Here is a 19,923-nt window from a genome sequence, read left to right as displayed (position 1 = left end):
CCTATGGCACTTTTAGACATTTGTAACCTCAATATTGAAATTCAAACCTCCAATGGACGTATAAAAATTGTAGATGGCGTCAATCTTTCCCTTAACGAAGGGGAAATCAGTGGATTAGTTGGCGAATCAGGCTCAGGAAAAAGCTTAATCGCTAAAGTCATTTGTAATGCAATCAAAGAAAATTGGATTATTACTGCCGATCGCTTTCGTTTTCACGATATCGAATTACTTAAACTCAGTCCTAATAAACGCCGAAAGTTAGTGGGTAAAGAAATATCCATGATTTTCCAAAATCCCTTATCTTGCCTTGATCCAAGTCGAAAAATAGGGAAACAACTCATCCAAAATATTCCTAATTGGACATTTAAAAATAAATGGTGGAAATGGTTTGGGTGGAAAAAAAGACGTGCTATTGAATTGTTACATCGCGTAGGAATTAAAGATCATCGTGATATTATGGCAAGCTATCCTAACGAACTGACAGAAGGCGAAGGACAAAAAGTTATGATCGCAATGGCTGTCGCTAATCAGCCACGTTTATTAATCGCAGATGAACCAACAAATACATTAGAATCAACCACTGCCCTACAAGTTTTTCGTTTACTTTCCAGTATGAACCAAAATCAGGGAACAACAATTTTACTTACGAGTAACGATATTAAAAGTATTAGTGAATGGTGCGATCAAATTTCAGTGCTTTATTGTGGGCAAAATACAGAATCCGCTCCGACTGAAATATTAATCGAAAGTCCCCATCACCCTTATACCCAAGCCTTAATTAATGCTGTACCCGATTTTACTCAACCTTTAGGATTTAAAACTAAATTGGGTACGTTAGAAGGCACCGTGCCTATTTTAGAGCAAATGCCAATTGGCTGTCGTCTTGGCCCAAGATGCCCTTTTGCACAAAAAAAATGTATGGAAAAACCAAGACGATTGAAAATAAAACAACACGAATTTTCTTGTCATTATCCTATTAATTTACGAGAAAAAAATTTTAAAGAAAAAACAACAGCCACCCCTTTTATACTTAATTGCAAAGGAAATGAATAATGCCCTTACTACAAGTGGAAGATTTAACTAAAACTTTCAAAGGTCACGCCAGTTTATTTGGTCGAAGTCAATTCAATGCAGTGGATAGCGTGAGTTTTACCCTTGAACGCAAACAAACACTAGCGATCATTGGCAATAATGGCTCTGGTAAATCAACCCTAGTGAAAATGATAGCAGGTATTATTCCGCCGACTTCTGGTCGAATTTTATTTAATGATCGAGAATTACAATATCAGGATGTACAATCTAGAGCTAAACATATTCGTATGGTTTTCCAAGATGCTAATTCTGCATTCAACCCACGTTTAAATATTGGGCAAATATTAGACGAACCATTAAGCCTAGCGACAGATTGGACAGAGGCACAACGTAATGAAAAAATCTTTGAGACCCTCTCGCTTGTTGGACTTTATCCTGATTACACAAATCTCAATATTAAGCATCTCTCTATCAGCCAAAAGCAGCGAGTTGCCCTAGCACGCGCATTAATTTTAGCACCAGAAATTATTATAATAGATGATGCAATTGGCAATTTAGATGCTTCTGTACGTATTCAATTGCTTAATTTAACCCTTGATTTACAACAACGTTTAGGTATATCTTATATTTATGTGGGACAGGATCTCGGTGTAATTAAACATATTGCAGATACGATTATCGTAATGGATGACGGAAAAATGATTGAATATGGCAGCCCTCAAAATCTTTTTACTGATCCACAAACTGATGTTACTCGTCGCTTAGTCGAAAGCTATTTTGGCAAAATTTTAGATGAAACCGCTTGGGTAAAAGACAAAAACACTCACTAAGGAAAGGAAAAATGAACACTCGTCCCTTTTATTTCGGACTTATATTTATTGCCATTATCGCTATACTTGCTAACTATTTAGGAAACACTGATTTTTCCCATCATTATCATATCAGTGCTTTAATTATTGCCATCTTGCTGGGAATGGCAATCGGCAATACCATTTATCCGCAATTTTCAACACAAGTGGAAAAAGGCGTTTTGTTTGCCAAAGGCACGCTTCTTCGCACTGGCATTGTGCTGTATGGTTTCCGCCTCACTTTTGGCGATATTGCCGATGTAGGATTAAATGCTGTTGTCACTGATGCGATTATGCTAATTTCAACCTTCTTTTTTACCGCACTTTTAGGCATTCGTTATCTAAAAATGGATAAACAATTAGTTTATCTCACTGGGGCTGGATGTAGTATTTGTGGTGCGGCAGCGGTTATGGCGGCAGAGCCTGTGACCAAAGCAGAATCTCATAAAGTTTCAGTGGCGATTGCCGTAGTGGTCATTTTCGGGACGCTTGCTATTTTTACTTACCCCTTTTTCTACACTTGGTCACAAGATTTAATTAACGCCCATCAATTCGGTATTTATGTTGGTTCTAGTGTACACGAAGTGGCTCAAGTGTATGCTATTGGGGAAAATATTGATCCTATCGTGGCGAATACTGCCGTCATTTCCAAAATGATCCGAGTGATGATGCTCGCACCATTTTTATTAATGCTTTCTTGGTTATTAACACGTAGTAATGGAGTATCAGAAAATACGTCACACAAAATTACAATTCCTTGGTTTGCTGTACTTTTTATTGGTGTTGCGATTTTTAATTCTTTTGATTTATTACCAAAAGAACTCGTAAACTTATTAGTTGAAATCGATTCTTTCTTATTAATTTCATCAATGGCTGCCCTTGGCTTAACGACGCAAGCAAGCGCAATCAAAAAGGCAGGATTAAAACCGTTTGTTTTAGGAATACTAACTTATTTATGGCTAGTGGTTGGTGGATTTTTAGTGAACTATGGAATATCAAAATTAATATAAAATTCACTTAAGATTGACCGCACTTTTAAAGTGCGGTCTTTTTTACAGATATGGTTATTTAAAGGATTAAATTACGCTTTATTTCAAAGTACGATTTAATAAACCATCCTCTAAAAATAAAGGGCCAATTGGGCGTTTAGGAATATCAAACTTCTGCGGATAAATCACATCAACCAAATACAATCCATCGGGTTTTGCTGTTGGTGCAGCAAGCTGACGATTTTTCTGCTCAAGTAGCCATTGCATCCATTCAATCGGCTGATTTCCAGCACCGACCTCAATCAAACTTCCCACAATATTACGCACCATATGATGCACAAAAGCGTTCGCCTGAATATCCACAATAATATATTGCCCGATACGAGACACATTCAAATGATGCACATTACGCCAAGGGGTATGGGATTGACATTGTGCTGCACGGAAAGAGGAAAAATCATGTTCGCCAAGTAAACATTGTCCTGCCTGATGCATTTTTTTCGCATCTAAATCTAAATAACAATGTGTCATTCCTCCCGCTAAAATCGCAGAGCGTAATTTATTACAATAAAGAATATAACGGTAACGGCGTGCTGTTGCGGAAAATCTGGCGTGAAATTCATCATCGACTTGTTTTGCCCAAGCCACCGCAATGTCATCAGGTAAATGAGCATTCGTACCAAAAGCCCAAGCCTTCTCTGGACGAACCGCATTGGTTTCAAAATGAACAACCTGCCCCGTTCCACTTACGCCAGAATCCGTTCTTCCAGCACAAAATATTTCAATTTTTTCATTTGCAATGTGAGAAAGTGCCTTTTCTAATTCTTCTTGCACACTGCGGACTTTTTCTTGTCTCTGCCAACCATAATAATTTTGCCCGTTATACTCAATGCCTAATGCAATTTTCATTTTTTACCTTTTGGCTTAATAAAGTGCGGTTATGGTAGCCCAAGTTTATTTGGAGCGCAAATTCACAAAATCACTCCAGAATTAATTAACAAATAAGTGATAGCTTCTAAAAATTACAACAATTAATGTGAATTTTTTGTGATAAAGATCTCATTCTGATAATCTGCCATTAGAGTTTACACTCCAAACTCCCTATAATTAATCAATATATTATGAAAAACTAAAAGGAAAATTATGAAAACATTAAGTGAATTTATCGTTGAACGCCAAGCTGAATATCCAAACGCAAAGGGGGAATTGAGTGGTATTTTGTCGTCAATTCGTCTTTTAGCGAAAATTATTCATCGAGATATTAACAAAGCAGGTTTAACAAATATTCTCGGTCAATCTGGTATTGAAAATGTACAAGGCGAAAGTCAAATGAAACTCGATTTATTCGCCCATAACACGATGAAAGCGGCATTAATGGCACGTGAAGAAGTGGCTGGTTTTGCCTCTGAAGAAGAAGAAAGTTTTATTGCGTTTGATACAGAACGTGGCCGTAATGCAAAATATATTATTTTAACGGATCCCCTTGATGGTTCTTCAAATATTGATGTAAATGTCTCCGTCGGTACAATTTTCTCCATTTACCGTCGCGTATCTCCAATTGGCACACCTGTGACCTTAGAAGATTTCTTACAACCAGGGAATAAACAAGTTGCCGCAGGTTATATTGTTTACGGTTCATCAACTATGTTGGTATATACCACTGGTAATGGGGTTAATGGTTTTACTTATGATCCATCAATCGGTACATTCTGTCTTTCTCACGAAAACATGCAAATGCCAAAAACGGGGCGTATTTATTCCATCAACGAAGGACAATACCTCAAATTCCCACAAGGTGTGAAAAAATATATTAAATATTGCCAAGAAGAAGACAAAGCGACCAATCGCCCTTACGCCTCTCGCTATATTGGTTCACTTGTAGCAGACTTCCACCGCAATTTATTAAAAGGTGGCATTTATATTTACCCAAGTGCAACCAACTATCCAAATGGAAAACTCCGTTTATTATATGAAGGCAATCCTATTGCATTTTTAGCGGAGCAAGCTGGTGGTGTCGCAACGGATGGTTATCGTCGAATTTTAGATATCGAACCAACCGCACTTCATGAACGTGCTCCATTATTTGTGGGTTCAGAAGATATGGTAAAAAAAGCGCAAGAAATGATGGAAGAATTTAAAGAATAATAAAAATCCCCTCGACTAAAAGAGGAAATTTTTATCAAAAAACCGAACTTAATGTTCGGTTTTTTTATATTACATAATACGACGCGATTGAGTATAGGTTCTAGCCCAATATTTTTCATCAAGGGAACTTATCGTCACACCTTGCCCTGTACTTGCGTGCATAAATTGGTTATTACCAATATAAACACCAACGTGATTATTTTTACGGAAGAAAACTAAATCGCCTTTTTTAAGTTTCGGATTTATTTATTTTTCTACCTAAATGACGCTGTTCAGCCGTAGAACGAGGCAATTCAATACCACGTTTAGTCGTACCGCCCATACGATAACGAGTGCCAACCCATTCATTATATACACTAGCGAGAGCCTTATCGCCCATCAAAGCCGAGGAGCGGTTTGTTCTCACTTTGTGAAAAATACCTGTTCGATTATCTTTTTCTAAATTATTAATTAAACCCGTTAATTGAACATCATCATTTTCCGAAATAATCTGATGATTTGCCGTTCGTGGTGTATTAGAACAAGCGGTTGCTAATACAGCTAAACCAATAATAACTAAAATTCTTTTCAACATAATTTCAAATAATTAAAAGAAATAAAATCTAGCAGAGGCTATAAAAATTTGAATAGAATTACCAGTAAAAATCCAATTTTGATAAGCATTTTGTGATCTTTCACACAAATTCGACTTAATTTGTTCCACCAACAGTAATTTCATCAATTTTTAATGCTGGCTGCCCTACGCCAACGGGTACACTTTGTCCCTCTTTACCACAAACCCCGATACCTAAATCAAGTTCTGATTTATCTGCAACCATAGAAATTTTTTGCATCACTTCAATGCCGCTACCGATTAAAGTTGCACCCTTCACTGGTTTCGTGATTTTCCCTTTTTCAATTAAATAAGCTTCTGAAGTAGAAAATACAAATTTACCAGAGGTAATATCCACTTGACCGCCCCCAAAGTGCGGTGCATAAATCCCCTGTTCTACAGAAGCAATCAAATCATCAAAGTGACTTTGTCCCGCAAGCATATAGGTGTTAGTCATTCGAGGCATTGGCAAATGTGCATAAGACTCACGTCGTCCATTCCCTGTTGGTGAGACGCCCATTAAACGGGCGTTCATTTTATCTTGCATATAACCTTGCAAGATCCCATCTTTGATGAGTACATTGCACTGGCTTGGCACACCTTCGTCATCAATAGTCAATGAGCCTCGACGATTTTCAATGGTGCCGTCATCTACAATTGTACATAATGGAGAAGTTACTTGTTCGCCAATCTTGCCTGTAAAAAGTGAACTTTCTTTACGGTTAAAATCGCCTTCTAAACCGTGACCTACTGCTTCGTGTAGCAATACACCAGGCCAACCAGCACCTAATACAACAGGCATTAATCCAGCTGGTGCTGCAATTGCACTGAGGTTTACAAGTGCTTGACGAACCGCTTCTTTAGCAAATCGTACTGCTCTAATATCTCCATCAATCACTTCAAAGAACCAATCTAAACCGAAACGCCCACCAGAACCACAGCTTCCTCGCTCACGTTTGCCATTTTCCTCTACTAACACAGAAATAGATAAGCGAACTAAAGGACGAATATCTGCTGCTAGTGTACCATCCGTCGCCATGACTAATACTTCTTCATAAACGGAACTGAGGCTTGCTGAAACCTTGGTTACACGATGATCTTCAGCTCGAGCTGTACGATCAACCAAATGTAATAGCTCAATTTTTTTCTCTTTGGTTAAACTTTCCAAAGGATTAATCGCTGCATAACGAGCAACAAGATTTACAACATTAAAAGCGGATGGCGAAATCAAATTTCCCTGTTTGACTTGCGCAATTCCTTTCACGGCTTCTGCACATTGCTGCAAAGAAGCAAGATTAATTTGATCGGCATAAGCAAAGCCTGTTTTCTCGCCAGAAACTGCCCGCACGCCAACGCCACGATCAATATGAAAACCGCCTTCTTTTATAATACCATCTTCTAATACCCAACTTTCATCTTGGCTAAGTTGAAAATACAGATCGGCATAATCAATATTGCGATGCGACATAACATCAAAAATATTGAGTAATGTTTGAGTTGAAAGATTGCTTGGCGTGAGTAATGTATTTGAAACTTGGTTTAACATATTTTTTCCAGTCTAAAGTAAATATCTTATGAGTGCTTATATCCGTTTAGTACAACAGTACAGATTAAAATCGGATTAATAAAGTGCGGTTAATTTTGAGGTTATTTTTCCAAATGCGCCAATCCAAATTGATACAAAGCATTCTTCTTATAACCATACAATTCCGCAACAATAGCTGCTGCTTTTTTTAATGGCAATTCTTCTGCAATTAATTCAAGCGCTTTCACTGCTTGTGGAGAAATTTCATCGTTATTGTCAGATTTTGGTTTGCCTTCCACAATCAAAACCATCTCGCCTTTTGTACGATTGGGATCTTCTAAAAGCCATTCACGTAAATTTTTAATGGTATTACCCGTAATCGTTTCCCACGTTTTAGTCATTTCACGGGCTAACACAATATAGCGTTCTTCCCCTAGCACTGATTGCATATCTTCTAGCGTATCTAAAATACGATGGGTAGATTCATAAAAAATCAAAGTGCGGTCTTCTTCGGCGATATTTTCTAATTTATCTTTGCGCGCTTTACTTTTCGCAGGTAAAAAACCTTCAAAACAAAATTTATCAGAAGCAATCCCCGATGCGCAAAGTGCGGTAATTGCCGCACAGGCTCCAGGCAAAGGCACAACGCGAATACCAGCTTCACGACATTGACGTACTAAATGAAAACCAGGGTCACTGATTAATGGCGTCCCCGCATCAGAAATCAAAGCAATACTACTCCCCTGCTTGAGCTTTTCCACCAAAATATGGGCTTTTTCTTGTTCGTTATGATCGTGCAAAGCAAAAAATGGCTTCTTTATGCCGTAATGGCTCAATAAAAGTCCACTATGGCGAGTATCCTCTGCTGCAATTAAATCCACTTGCGCAAAAGTCTCTAAAGCACGCTGGGTAATATCCTGTAAATTACCAATGGGCGTGGCAACAATGTATAAAATTCCGGTTAAATCAGTCATTTTTGTTTGCTTTTAAGTTATGAGATAAGTAAGATCTGCTACAACTATTGTCTGTTTATGATGGAGCAAAGATGTCTATTCTATTACAAGGTGGACGTTTTAAAAAACGTTTAATGCCAATTTTATTGTCAATGGCTTTAGCTGGCTGTTCAAATCTACTTGGCAGCAATTTCACACAAACCTTACAACAAGATGCAAATGCAAGTTCTGAATTTTATATAAATAAATTAGGGCAAACACAAGAACTTGAAGATCAACAAACCTATAAATTGCTCGCAGCTCGCGTGTTAATCCGTGAAAATAAAATTGAACAATCGGAAGCGTTATTAAGGGAATTAGGCGAATTAAATGATGCGCAAAAATTAGATCGAGCATTAATTGAAGCGAGAATTTCTGCTGCAAAAAATGCTAATGAGGTCGCTCAAAATCAATTACGTGTATTAGATTTGAATAAATTAAGCCCGTCACAAAAATCTCGTTATTACGAAACCTTAGCTATTGTTGCCGAAAACCGTAAAGACATTATTGAAGCGGTAAAAGCGCGGATAGAAATGGATAAGAATTTAACGGATGTACAACGTCGTCAAGATAACATTGATAAAACTTGGGCTTTATTGCGTTCAGCGAATACTGGCGTAATCAATAATGCTTCTGATGAAGGCAGCGCGGCTTTAGGCGGCTGGCTCACTTTAATCAAAGCTTACAACGATTATATTCGTCAGCCTGTGCAATTAAGCCAAACACTACAAAGCTGGAAAAATGCCTATCCAAATCATTCAGCCGCAATTTTATTTCCAAAAGAATTACTTTCTTTATTAAATTTCCAGCAAACAACTCTTTCACAAATTGGTTTGCTACTGCCATTAAGTGGTGATGGACAAATTCTTGGTACAACCATTCAATCGGGTTTCAACGATGCAAAAGGTAACTCAACCGTTCCAGTACAAGTATTTGATACCTCAATGAATTCTGTTCAAGAAATTATTGTACAAGCAAAACAAGCAGGAATTAAAACCTTAGTCGGCCCATTACTAAAACAAAATCTTGATGTGATTTTAGCGGATCCTGCTCAAATTCAAGGTATAGATGTGCTTGCATTAAATGCCACACCAAATTCTCGTGCGATTCCTCAACTTTGTTATTACGGACTTTCTCCAGAAGATGAAGCTGAATCTGCTGCCAATAAAATGTGGAACGATGGCGTGCGTAATCCACTTGTCGCAATGCCACAAAATGATTTAGGACAACGCGTAGGCAATGCCTTTAATGTACGTTGGCAGCAATTAGCAGGTACTGATGCGAATATCCGTTACTACAATTTGCCTGCGGATGTGACTTATTTCGTTCAAGAAAATAACTCAAATACAACCGCACTTTATGCCGTAGCAAGTCCAACTGAACTGGCAGAAATGAAAGGTTATTTAACAAATATCGTACCTAATTTACCGATTTATGCCAGTTCTCGAGCAAGCGCAAATGCGACAAACACTAATGCTGACTTCATTGCGCAGATGAGCGGTGTACAGTTTAGTGATATTCCATTTTTTAAAGATACCAATTCTCCACAATATCAGAAGTTAGCAAAATCCACGGGTGGCGAATATCAATTGATGCGTTTGTATGCAATGGGTGCGGATGCTTGGTTGCTAATTAATCAATTTAATGAATTACGCCAAGTGCCAGGCTATCGCTTAAGTGGCTTAACAGGGATTTTAAGTGCTGATACCAACTGTAATGTTGAACGCGATATGACTTGGTATCAATATCAAGATGGTGCAATTGTACCAGTTGCAAACTAATGTTTTCTTTAAAACGTCAGCAAGGGGCGAGCTTTGAGCATCAAGCTCGCCTTTTTTTAGAAGCAAAAGGCTTAACATTTATTGCGGCTAATCAAAATCTCAAATGTGGTGAACTTGATCTAATAATGAATGACAAAGAAACTATCGTCTTTGTTGAAGTTCGCCAACGAAGTCATTCCGCCTATGGTTCTGCTATAGAAAGCGTAGATTGGCGAAAACAACAAAAATGGTTGGATGCCGCAAATTTATGGCTTGCAAAACAAAATATGAGCTTAGAAGATGCTAATTGCCGCTTTGATTTAATCGCTTTTGGCAAAACACCTCAAGATATTCAATGGATTCCTAATTTTCTCGATTAACGGCTTTTTATAATGTTACAAAAAGTAAAAGATATTTATAGCGAAAGTATTCAAATTCAAATTGCAGCATCAAGTATGCTTTCTGAAAATATTACCAACGCCACACAAATGGTAATGCAATGTTTATTAGGCGGTAATAAGGTTATAGCCTGTGGCGTGTCGCGTTCTTATGCTAATGCACAGTTTCTCGTCTCAAACTTACTTAATCGATACGATTTAGTTAGACCGAGCTTCCCTTCTGTACTATTGAGTTTAGAAAGTGCGGTAGGTTCTTCACTTGTTTTTGAACAATCGCCTGAAGAATTGTATTGTCATCAATTTAATGCTGTTGCAAAATCGGGCGACTTACTTATTGCTTTTGCACCTTTGGGGACAGAAAAAATCGTGCTAAATACGATTTCCCACGCTGTCAGCAAAGAAATTAATGTTATTGCGCTAACTGGCTCTAACAATGATGCCATTCAAGGAATTTTAGCTGACAAGGATTTAGAAATATCAATCCCAGCCAGCAAAGAAAGCCGTATTTTAGAAAACCATCTTTTTGTGATTAATGCACTTTGTGAATTAGTTGATCAGACTTTATTCCCAAGTGCTTGACAGGAAAATAAATCACTTTCAAACTAATAGTAATTTAATTTAAAAAGGAGTTAATTATGACATTATCCCCGTTAAAAAAACTCGCTATCCTGCTTGGGGCGACTATTTTTCTACAAGGCTGTGTTGCAGCTGTGATTGGAGGTGGTGCTGTAGCAGCTAAAGTAGGTACAGATCCCCGAACCACAGGGACACAAATTGATGACGAAACCCTAGAATTTAAAGTAGAAAATGCTGTAGAAAAAGATGCCCAAATTAAGGCTGAAGGCCGTGTAAATGCCGTATCTTACAATGGTCGAGTACTTTTAATCGGTCAAGTACCAAATGATAACGTCAAGGAAACAGCAACGGACTTAACACGTGGCGTTGAAGGCGTTAATGATACTTATAACCAACTCACTATAGGCCCTAAAATTTCCTTTGCACAAATAAGTAAAGATAGTTGGATCACAACGCAAGTCAAATCTAAGATGTTCGTTGATGGTCGAGTTAAAGCCACAGATGTCAAAGTGATTAGTGAAAATGGAGAAGTATTTTTACTGGGTAACGTCACACAATCCCAAGCCAATGCGGCAGCCGACATTGCCAGCAAAATCAGCGGCGTGAAAAAAGTAATTAAAGTATTCAAATACCTAGACTAATCCTTCAAAGTGCGGTGAAAAATTCAACAAAATTTTGCCGCACTTTTTCTTATTTTTCTAAATAAAAAATTTTAATTTTTATTCTCACAAAAACCGTTTATTTTTAAATAAGTTATCTATTGTCAAGAATTAAAACAAAGAATTTATTACTTGCGATCTTTTCTCAAACACATTATCTTGTGCATCGTTTTCATAAAAACACTATATCTTGTGTTTTAAATCCTGTTTTAAATAACAACAAGAAGGCTAATACAATGAATAAAAGTTTAATGGTTACAAAGCGTGACGGTACGCAAGAACAAATCAATCTTGATAAAATCCATCGTGTGATTACGTGGGCTGCTGAAGGACTAGACAATGTTTCTGTTTCCCAAGTAGAACTTCGTTCACATATTCAATTTTATGAAGGCATTCGCACTTCAGACATCCACGAAACCATTATTAAAGCAGCCGCAGATTTAATCAGCAAAGATTCGCCAGATTATCAATATTTAGCTGCTCGTTTAGCAATTTTCCATTTACGTAAAAAAGCCTATGGTCATTTCGATCCCCCTCGTTTATACGATCACGTCAAAAAACTAGTACGTATGGGAAAATATGATCAAGCGTTATTAGATGATTATACCCGTGAAGAATGGGACACAATGGACGGATTCATCGACCATTGGCGTGATATGACGTTCTCTTATGCAGCCGTGAAGCAATTAGAGGGTAAATATTTGGTACAAAACCGTGTGACAGGAGAAATCTACGAATCTGCACAATTCTTATATTTGCTCGTTTCCGCAAGTCTATTCTCTAAATATCCAAAAGAAACACGTTTGGATTATGTAAAACGTTTCTACGATGCAACATCGACCTTCAAAATTTCCTTACCAACGCCAATTATGGCGGGTGTGCGTACTCCAACTCGTCAATTCAGCTCTTGCGTATTAATTGAATGTGATGACAGTTTAGATTCAATCAATGCAACAGCATCAGCTATTGTGAAATATGTTTCACAACGCGCAGGGATTGGTATTAATGCAGGGGCTATTCGTGCATTAGGTAGTGAGATTCGTGGTGGAGAAGCATTCCATACAGGTTGTATTCCATTCTATAAATATTTCCAAACTGCAGTGAAATCTTGCTCACAAGGTGGCGTTCGTGGCGGTGCAGCAACACTTTATTACCCAATTTGGCACTTAGAAGCAGAAAACTTGCTCGTATTAAAAAATAACCGTGGTGTGGAAGACAACCGCGTTCGTCATATGGATTATGGCGTGCAATTAAACAAATTAATGTATCAACGCTTAATTAAAGGCAGCGAGATTACTTTATTCAGCCCATCAGATGTACCGGGACTTTATGAAGCATTCTTTGCGGATCAAGATAAATTTGAAGAACTTTATGTAAAATACGAACAAGATCCAACTATCCGTAAGCGTACTGTTAAAGCAGTTGAAATCTTTTCTTTATTAATGCAAGAACGGGCATCAACGGGTCGAATTTACATTCAAAACGTGGATCACTGTAATACCCACTCTCCGTTTGATCCGCAAGTGGCACCAGTTCGTCAATCTAACTTGTGCTTAGAAATTGCATTACCAACTAAACCGCTTCAACACATTAACGATGAAAATGGGGAAATTGCACTTTGTACGCTTTCCGCCTTTAACTTAGGTAAAATTGAAAACTTAGATGAATTAGAAGAACTTGCGGATCTTGCGGTTCGTTCTCTTGATGCCTTATTAGACTATCAAGATTACCCTATTGTGGCAGCAAAACGTAGCTCACTTGCACGCCGTTCACTCGGTATTGGGGTCATTAACTATGCCTATTACCTTGCGAAAAATGGTGTTCGCTATTCTGATGGTTCAGCCAACGATTTAACTCACCGCACTTTTGAAGCCATTCAATATTATTTATTGAAAGCCTCTATGAACTTAGCCAAAGAGCAAGGTGCGTGTGAATACTTCAATGAAACCACTTATGCAAAAGGCATTTTACCGATTGATACCTATAAGAAAGATTTAGATGCTTTAACACAAGAGCCTCTACATTATGATTGGGAAAGTTTACGTAAAGATATTCAAGAATTTGGTTTACGTAACTCAACATTAACGGCCTTAATGCCATCAGAAACATCATCACAGATTTCCAATGCGACTAATGGTATTGAGCCACCACGCGGTCACGTAAGTATTAAAGCGTCAAAAGATGGTATCTTAAAACAGGTTGTACCTGAATATGAAAATTTAATGGATAACTATGAATTACTTTGGGATATTCCAAGTAATGACGGTTACTTACACTTAGTTGGTATTATGCAAAAATTCGTGGATCAAGCGATCTCTGCAAACACAAACTATGATCCAAAACGTTTTGAAGACGGTAAAGTACCAATGAAAGTATTATTAAAAGATTTATTAACCGCTTACAAATACGGTTTAAAAACCCTTTACTATCAAAACACCCGCGACGGTGCCGAAGATGTTCAAGAAGATCTTGATGACGGCTGTGCTGGTGGGGCGTGTAAGATTTAGGAGGTAAACATGTTGCTTACTATAGGTTTCAGTAATGATATGTATAAAACTTTTACTAAAAAATATTTATTAGATTTTTTATCCTATTCATTATCATTGCTACGAGAAGAATACCCAGATATTAAATTAGAAATATCTTCTCCTCCGATTCCTGCTGATATAAATATATCCGTTTTAGAAAAAGGAGGAATATTAGTTGGATATTTTAAGAATTTTGATGATCATACAAGAAATGAAGTAATAAAACATGCTCAGCTCACAATTGGAAGACAATTACAACATTTATGGACTCAATATATTAAAGTGAATCCGCTCTGATAACACAAGCTAAGACCTCCGATACTGCAAGCATCCATTCTTGTGCTAAGTAAATAAACTAAAGGCATAAGCGAAGACACTTGCGGTAGCATGAAAAAAGCGTTAAAACTGACCGCACTTTACTCATAAGATTGAAGGACAAACAAAAATGGCATACACCACTTTCTCACAAAATAAAAACGACCAGTTAAAAGAACCTATGTTCTTTGGTCAAAACGTTAACGTTGCACGTTACGATCAACAAAAATATGAGACTTTTGAAAAGCTCATTGAAAAACAACTTTCTTTCTTCTGGCGTCCGGAAGAAGTAGATGTGTCGCAAGACCGTATTGACTATGCCGCGTTACCTGAACATGAAAAACACATTTTCATCAGTAACTTAAAATATCAAACCTTATTGGATTCTATTCAAGGCCGTAGCCCGAACGTGGCATTATTGCCTTTAGTATCTATTCCTGAATTAGAAACTTGGATTGAAACTTGGACATTCTCTGAAACCATTCACTCTCGCTCTTACACACATATTATTCGTAATATTGTGAACGATCCTTCTATCGTGTTTGATGACATCGTGACCAACGAAGAAATCATCAAACGCGCACAAGATATTTCATCTTACTACGATGATTTAATCCGCGATAGCCAACTTTATGGCTTATACGGCGAAGGCACTTATACCGTAGATGGCAAAGAATGCGTCGTGACTTTACGCAGTTTGAAAAAACAACTTTACCTTTGCCTGATGAGTGTTAATGCGCTTGAAGCTATTCGTTTCTACGTTTCTTTCGCTTGTTCATTTGCTTTTGCAGAACGTCGTTTAATGGAAGGCAATGCGAAAATTATTAAATTTATCGCACGTGATGAAGCCTTACACTTAACAGGTACACAGCATATTTTAAATATTATGGCAGCAGGTCAAGACGATCCTGAAATGGCAGAAATTGCGGAAGAATGTAAACAAGAAGCCTATGATTTATTTGTTGCAGCGGCAGAACAAGAAAAAGCGTGGGCTGATTATCTATTTAAAGACGGTTCAATGATCGGTCTCAACAGAGATATTTTAGTTCAATACGTAGAATATATTACCAATATCCGTATGCAAGCTGTTGGATTGCCACTACCATTCCAAACACGTTCAAATCCAATTCCTTGGATTAACGCTTGGTTAGTGTCAGATAACGTACAGGTTGCACCACAAGAAGTAGAAGTAAGTTCTTACCTTGTAGGTCAAATTGACTCAAAAGTTGATACGAATGATTTTGACGATTTTTCTCTCTAATTAAAAACACATAAAAACTAACCGCACTTTGGAATATACTTTTTAAATATTTAAAGTGCGGTTAAATTTTTGTTCATTTTAAAAGACTTTCTAACACAGAAAGCCTTTTATTTCTTAGATTTCTAATAACAATCTTGTTGGATCTTCCAATAATTCTTTAATCGTTACCAAGAAACCAACAGATTCACGGCCATCAATTAGGCGATGATCATAAGATAAAGCAAGGTACATCATAGGACGAATCACAACTTGACCATTAAGCGCAATTGGGCGTTCTTTAATTGCGTGCATCCCTAAAATCGCACTTTGTGGCGGATTAATAATTGGGGTGGACATAAGAGAACCGAACACGCCGCCATTTGTGATGGTAAAATTGCCGCCAGTAAGATCTTCTACAGTCAATTTGCCATCACGACCTTTTTCAGCTAATGCTTTAATTTGTTTTTCGATCTCTGCCATACTGAGCTTATCGCAATCACGAAGCACTGGTGTGACTAATCCACGCGGAGTTGAAACTGCAATACTAATATCAAAATAGTTATGGTAAACAACATCATCGCCATCAATAGAAGCATTAACTTCAGGATAGCGTTTTAATGCTTCCACAACGGCTTTGATATAAAAAGACATAAATCCTAAACGCACTGAATGTTGTTTTTCAAATTTTTCGCCGTAGGTTTTACGTAAAGTCATTATCGGCTGCATATCCACTTCATTGAAAGTAGTAAGCATTGCTGTACTATTTTTGGCTTCAAGTAAACGTTCAGCAATACGTTTACGCAAACGGGTCATTGGCACACGTTTTTCAGAACGTGCGCTATAAGCCACCGTACTAATTGTATTTTGCTCAGTGGCAGCTTCTTGTTTCACTTGCTGAGCTTGTCGTTTTGCGATTTCACGTTCAATATCTTCACGTGTTAAACGACCGCCTACACCCGAACCTTGAATTTGATCTGCTTGTAAATCATATTCTGCTAATAAACGACGAATTGCTGGGCTATGATCCGCATTATGATTATGACTATTTTCAATCGCTGCATTTTGACGATCAGATGGTGTGGGTTCATTCGTTGCTTTTAACGTCGCTGAACTGACATCTCCTTCTTGAGCCGTAGAGATTTTTCCTAGCAGCTGTTTGCTTACGACAGTTTCGCCCTCAGCTTGAACAACTTCTGCCAGTACACCATCAGAAAGTGCGGGGACTTCTAGCACGACTTTATCCGTTTCAATTTCCACAATAACTTCATCACGTTTCACAGTATCGCCCAATTTTTTATGCCAAGTGGCAACCGTTGCATCTGCAACTGATTCAGGTAGGTCTGGAACAAGAATTTCGATGGTCATTTTATTTTTCCTTTTCTTCTTTTTTACTCTATATCTTAATTATCTTGGCTCCCCTATTTACAGAGGAAAGCAAAGATATAAAAACCTTTATTAAATTAACCGCACTTTAAAAACTCAACGCATCTTCCACTAACTGCTTTTGCTGCTTAGTGTGAAGCGACATATAGCCCACAGCAGGCGAAGCAGAAGCAGGACGCCCTGCATATTTGAGTTTAACGGATTCTGGAATTGCTGCTTCAAAATTATGTTTGCTACAATACCACGCACCTTGGTTAAGTGGTTCTTCTTGACACCAAACATAATCAGTCACGTGCGCATAAGGCTCAAGTGCTTTCTTCACATCCTCGTGAGGGAATGGATAAAGCTGCTCAATACGAATAATCGCCACATCTTTCTGATTATTAGCACGACGTTGTTCAAGTAAATCGTAATAAACTTTACCTGAACACATTACCACACGTTTTACATCTTTAGGATCTAGCTCATCAATTTCTCCAATTACCGTTTGGAAAGTTCCATTAATCAATTCATCTAAACTGGATACGGCTAATGGATGGCGTAACAAAGATTTTGGAGAAATAGCAATCAACGGACGGCGCATTTTACGTAAAGACTGACGGCGTAACATATGGTACACCTGCGCTGGCGTTGATGGCACGCAAACTTGCATATTTTGTTCGGCACAAAGTTGCAAATAACGTTCAAGACGAGCAGAAGAATGTTCTGGCCCTTGTCCTTCGTAGCCGTGTGGTAACAGCATTACCAAACCGCACATTCTGCCCCATTTTTGTTCGCCAGAGCTAATAAATTGGTCAATAACAATTTGCGCACCATTAGCAAAATCGCCAAATTGCGCTTCCCAAATAGTTAAAGTTTTTGGATCTGTCGTTGCATAACCATATTCAAAAGCAAGTACAGATTCTTCTGAAAGTACAGAATCCCATACTTCAAATCGACCTTGATTGGCGTGTAAATGTGTTAATGGTACATACCCCGTACCATCATTTTGATTATGCACAACGGCATGACGATGGAAAAAAGTACCTCGTCCCGCATCTTCGCCTGATAAACGAACATTAACACCTTCATCAAGTAAGGTTGCATAAGCCATGGTTTCAGCCATACCCCAGTCGAGCAATTTTTCGCCTTGATACATTGCTTTACGATCATTATAGATTTTTTCTACGCGAGGATGCGCACGTAAACTTTCGGGATATTCACACACACGTTTGGCAAGGGTTAAAAAACGTTCCTGCGAAAATTTGCTTTCATAAGGTGCAGTCCAATCATAATTAAGATATTGCAACCAATCCATTTTTGCCGCGTCCATTTCACGCCATTCAGATACCACGCGATCGCCATTATCTAGCGCATCACGATAATTATTTGCCATTTCAATAACTTGTTCTTCAGTTATTACAGCTTCTGAAACTAAACGATCAGCATAAACTTTACGAGGTGTAGGATGTTTTTTAATGATGCTATACATCATTGGTTGAGTGGCTAATGGTTCATCTGCCTCGTTATGACCGTGGCGACGATAAGAAATTAAATCAATAAAAATATCTCGTTTGAATAAATTACGATATTCCACCGCCATACGTGCAGCAAACGCCACCGCTTCAGGATCATCACCATTAACGTGAATAATCGGTGCTTGAATCATTTTCGCGATATCGGTGCAATACTCTGTAGAGCGCGTATCATTCGGGTTAGATGTGGTAAAACCAATTTGGTTATTAATCACGATACGAATGGTACCGCCCACACTATACCCACGGGCATTTGACATATTCAATGTTTCTTGAACAACCCCTTGTCCTGCCACAGCTGAATCTCCGTGAACAGTAATAGCAAGCACTTTGCTATGTTCTGTATCATTCATACGAGTTTGTCGAGATCGAACAGAACCAATTACAACAGGGCTTACGATTTCCAAATGGGAGGGATTAAATGCCAAAGTTAAGTGAACTCGCTTATCATCTACGGCGAAATCAGAAGAAAAACCTTGATGATATTTCACATCCCCCGTACGTTCACTGGAATGTTTACCTGCAAATTCATCAAATAAATTTTCAGGCTTTTTACCTAATACATTCACAAGCATATTCAAACGCCCACGGTGTGCCATTCCCATTACCACATCATTTACCCCTTGGCGACTAGAATGGCGAATAATTTCTTTCATCAATGGAATAAAGGCATCACTTCCTTCTAAAGAAAAGCGTTTCGCCCCAGGGAATTTCGCACCAAGATAACGTTCTAAACCGTCTGCAGCCGTCAGTTCACGCAGAAAATTAACACGTTCTTCAGATGTAAAAAGCGGTTTCTCTAACACACTTTCCATCTTACTCTGAAGCCACATTTTCTGCTCCATATCCTGTACGTGCATAAACTCCAAACCAATTGAACCGCAATATGTTTCTTTCAACATTTGAGCTAATTCGCCAAGTTTAATGGTATCTCGTTTGTAAACGTACTGATTAATATTGAAAGTTTCGTTGAGATCTTGTTCAGTAAAACCGTGATAGCGATAATCTAATTCAGGAACAGAAGACACTTTCCAACGATAATAATTGAGGGGATCAAGATTAGCCTCTAAATGGCCACGAAAACGATAGGCATTGATAAATTGTAGAACTTTCACTAATTTTGCGCCAGCTTCAGGATCTATTACTGTCACTGCTTCATTATGATTTTCCCGCGCTAAACGACGAAAATAATCTCGCACTGGTGTATGGGGCTGTTCAAGTGCGGTGGTTTTTGGTAAAGAATCAAAAGTTGTTCGCCAACTTTCCTCCACCGACTGCGGATCACTCAAATAGCTTTCATAAAGTTCTTCTATATAAGATTGATTTGCACCGCCTAACGCTGTGCTGGCTAACCAATCATCAAATGCCTTGTTTTGCTGCATAATTACCTCTTTATTATGATATTTGAAGCAAAATTTTCGCTCCAT

16 protein-coding genes and 1 pseudogene are annotated in these 19,923 nt (G+C 38.1%); 11 read left to right on the top strand and 6 right to left on the bottom strand.

Features of this window, described 5'->3' with window-relative positions:
* Positions 1-3 precede the first annotated feature (3 nt).
* The 3 genes from ACPT9C_RS05690 to ACPT9C_RS05680 are packed head-to-tail and all read left to right on the top strand — an operon-like array spanning position 4 to position 2,890.
* Complete coding sequence (locus tag ACPT9C_RS05690) at positions 4-1,053, top strand: oligopeptide/dipeptide ABC transporter ATP-binding protein (RefSeq protein WP_005689229.1); 1,050 nt, start codon at positions 4-6, stop codon at positions 1,051-1,053.
* Positions 1,053-1,862 (top strand): ATP-binding cassette domain-containing protein, encoded by an 810-nt coding sequence (locus ACPT9C_RS05685; RefSeq protein WP_118870489.1) that lies wholly within the window; start codon positions 1,053-1,055, stop codon positions 1,860-1,862. The genes ACPT9C_RS05690 and ACPT9C_RS05685 overlap by 1 nt, the downstream gene beginning before the upstream one ends.
* Positions 1,863-1,873: 11 nt before the next feature.
* The gene (locus ACPT9C_RS05680) at positions 1,874-2,890 is read left to right on the top strand and encodes a YeiH family protein (RefSeq protein ID WP_021035347.1); all 1,017 of its coding nucleotides are present in this window, start codon (positions 1,874-1,876) and stop codon (positions 2,888-2,890) included.
* 78 nt (positions 2,891-2,968) lie between these two features.
* Here the strand turns inward: ACPT9C_RS05680 and truA are convergent, their stop codons facing one another.
* Complete coding sequence (gene truA, locus ACPT9C_RS05675; RefSeq protein ID WP_425627452.1) at positions 2,969-3,778, bottom strand: tRNA pseudouridine(38-40) synthase TruA; 810 nt, start codon at positions 3,776-3,778, stop codon at positions 2,969-2,971.
* Between the two features lie 234 nt (positions 3,779-4,012).
* On the opposite strand from truA, the gene fbp reads away from it, so the two are divergent.
* Positions 4,013-5,014 carry a class 1 fructose-bisphosphatase gene (gene fbp, locus ACPT9C_RS05670; RefSeq protein ID WP_118879925.1) on the top strand — a complete coding sequence of 334 codons (1,002 nt, stop codon included), beginning with the start codon at positions 4,013-4,015 and terminating at the stop codon, positions 5,012-5,014.
* A 69-nt stretch (positions 5,015-5,083) separates the two neighbouring features.
* On the opposite strand, the pseudogene ACPT9C_RS05665 reads toward fbp, so the two are convergent.
* The 3 genes and pseudogenes from ACPT9C_RS05665 to rsmI all read right to left on the bottom strand — a co-directional run bounded on the left by ACPT9C_RS05665 (position 5,084) and on the right by rsmI (position 8,105).
* A pseudogene (locus ACPT9C_RS05665) lies at positions 5,084-5,588 on the bottom strand (NlpC/P60 family protein).
* A 115-nt stretch (positions 5,589-5,703) separates the two neighbouring features.
* The gene (gene tldD, locus ACPT9C_RS05660; protein ID WP_050949088.1) at positions 5,704-7,152 is read right to left on the bottom strand and encodes a metalloprotease TldD; all 1,449 of its coding nucleotides are present in this window, start codon (positions 7,150-7,152) and stop codon (positions 5,704-5,706) included.
* Between the two features lie 101 nt (positions 7,153-7,253).
* Positions 7,254-8,105, bottom strand: a complete 852-nt coding sequence (gene rsmI / locus ACPT9C_RS05655) for a 16S rRNA (cytidine(1402)-2'-O)-methyltransferase (protein WP_050949087.1) — start codon at positions 8,103-8,105, stop codon at positions 7,254-7,256.
* Between the two features lie 71 nt (positions 8,106-8,176).
* Between rsmI and ACPT9C_RS05650 the strand changes: the two genes are divergently transcribed.
* The 7 genes from ACPT9C_RS05650 to nrdB all read left to right on the top strand — a co-directional run bounded on the left by ACPT9C_RS05650 (position 8,177) and on the right by nrdB (position 15,620).
* Positions 8,177-9,904 carry a penicillin-binding protein activator gene (locus ACPT9C_RS05650; RefSeq protein ID WP_050949086.1) on the top strand — a complete coding sequence of 576 codons (1,728 nt, stop codon included), beginning with the start codon at positions 8,177-8,179 and terminating at the stop codon, positions 9,902-9,904.
* Complete coding sequence (locus tag ACPT9C_RS05645; RefSeq protein WP_050949085.1) at positions 9,904-10,263, top strand: YraN family protein; 360 nt, start codon at positions 9,904-9,906, stop codon at positions 10,261-10,263. The genes ACPT9C_RS05650 and ACPT9C_RS05645 overlap by 1 nt, the downstream gene beginning before the upstream one ends.
* A 12-nt stretch (positions 10,264-10,275) precedes the next feature.
* On the top strand, positions 10,276-10,860 hold the full coding sequence (locus tag ACPT9C_RS05640; RefSeq protein ID WP_032823582.1) for a D-sedoheptulose-7-phosphate isomerase: 585 nt from the start codon (positions 10,276-10,278) through the stop codon (positions 10,858-10,860).
* Between the two features lie 56 nt (positions 10,861-10,916).
* A complete protein-coding gene (gene dolP / locus ACPT9C_RS05635) occupies positions 10,917-11,498 on the top strand; it encodes a division/outer membrane stress-associated lipid-binding lipoprotein (protein WP_032823584.1) in 582 nt (193 codons plus the stop codon).
* A gap of 254 nt (positions 11,499-11,752) precedes the next feature.
* Positions 11,753-14,023 carry a class 1a ribonucleoside-diphosphate reductase subunit alpha gene (nrdA, locus tag ACPT9C_RS05630; protein WP_050949084.1) on the top strand — a complete coding sequence of 757 codons (2,271 nt, stop codon included), beginning with the start codon at positions 11,753-11,755 and terminating at the stop codon, positions 14,021-14,023.
* Between the two features lie 9 nt (positions 14,024-14,032).
* Positions 14,033-14,341: a hypothetical protein gene (locus ACPT9C_RS05625; protein WP_050848624.1), complete on the top strand. Its 309-nt coding sequence runs from the start codon at positions 14,033-14,035 to the stop codon at positions 14,339-14,341.
* A gap of 148 nt (positions 14,342-14,489) precedes the next feature.
* The gene (gene nrdB, locus ACPT9C_RS05620; RefSeq protein WP_005650087.1) at positions 14,490-15,620 is read left to right on the top strand and encodes a class Ia ribonucleoside-diphosphate reductase subunit beta; all 1,131 of its coding nucleotides are present in this window, start codon (positions 14,490-14,492) and stop codon (positions 15,618-15,620) included.
* A 114-nt stretch (positions 15,621-15,734) separates the two neighbouring features.
* Here nrdB and odhB read toward each other — a convergent pair whose 3' ends face one another.
* Positions 15,735-16,964 (bottom strand): 2-oxoglutarate dehydrogenase complex dihydrolipoyllysine-residue succinyltransferase, encoded by a 1,230-nt coding sequence (gene odhB / locus ACPT9C_RS05615; protein WP_050949083.1) that lies wholly within the window; start codon positions 16,962-16,964, stop codon positions 15,735-15,737.
* A gap of 106 nt (positions 16,965-17,070) precedes the next feature.
* Entirely contained in the window at positions 17,071-19,878 is a 2,808-nt protein-coding gene (sucA, locus tag ACPT9C_RS05610; protein ID WP_005667196.1) for a 2-oxoglutarate dehydrogenase E1 component, read from the bottom strand.
* Between the last annotated feature and the right edge of the window lie 45 nt (positions 19,879-19,923).

This window comes from Haemophilus sp. HN_Hi16 (assembly GCF_049823435.1).
Taxonomy (GTDB): Bacteria; Pseudomonadota; Gammaproteobacteria; order Enterobacterales; family Pasteurellaceae; genus Haemophilus; species Haemophilus influenzae_D.
This window is presented reverse-complemented; position numbering and strand designations above follow the sequence as displayed.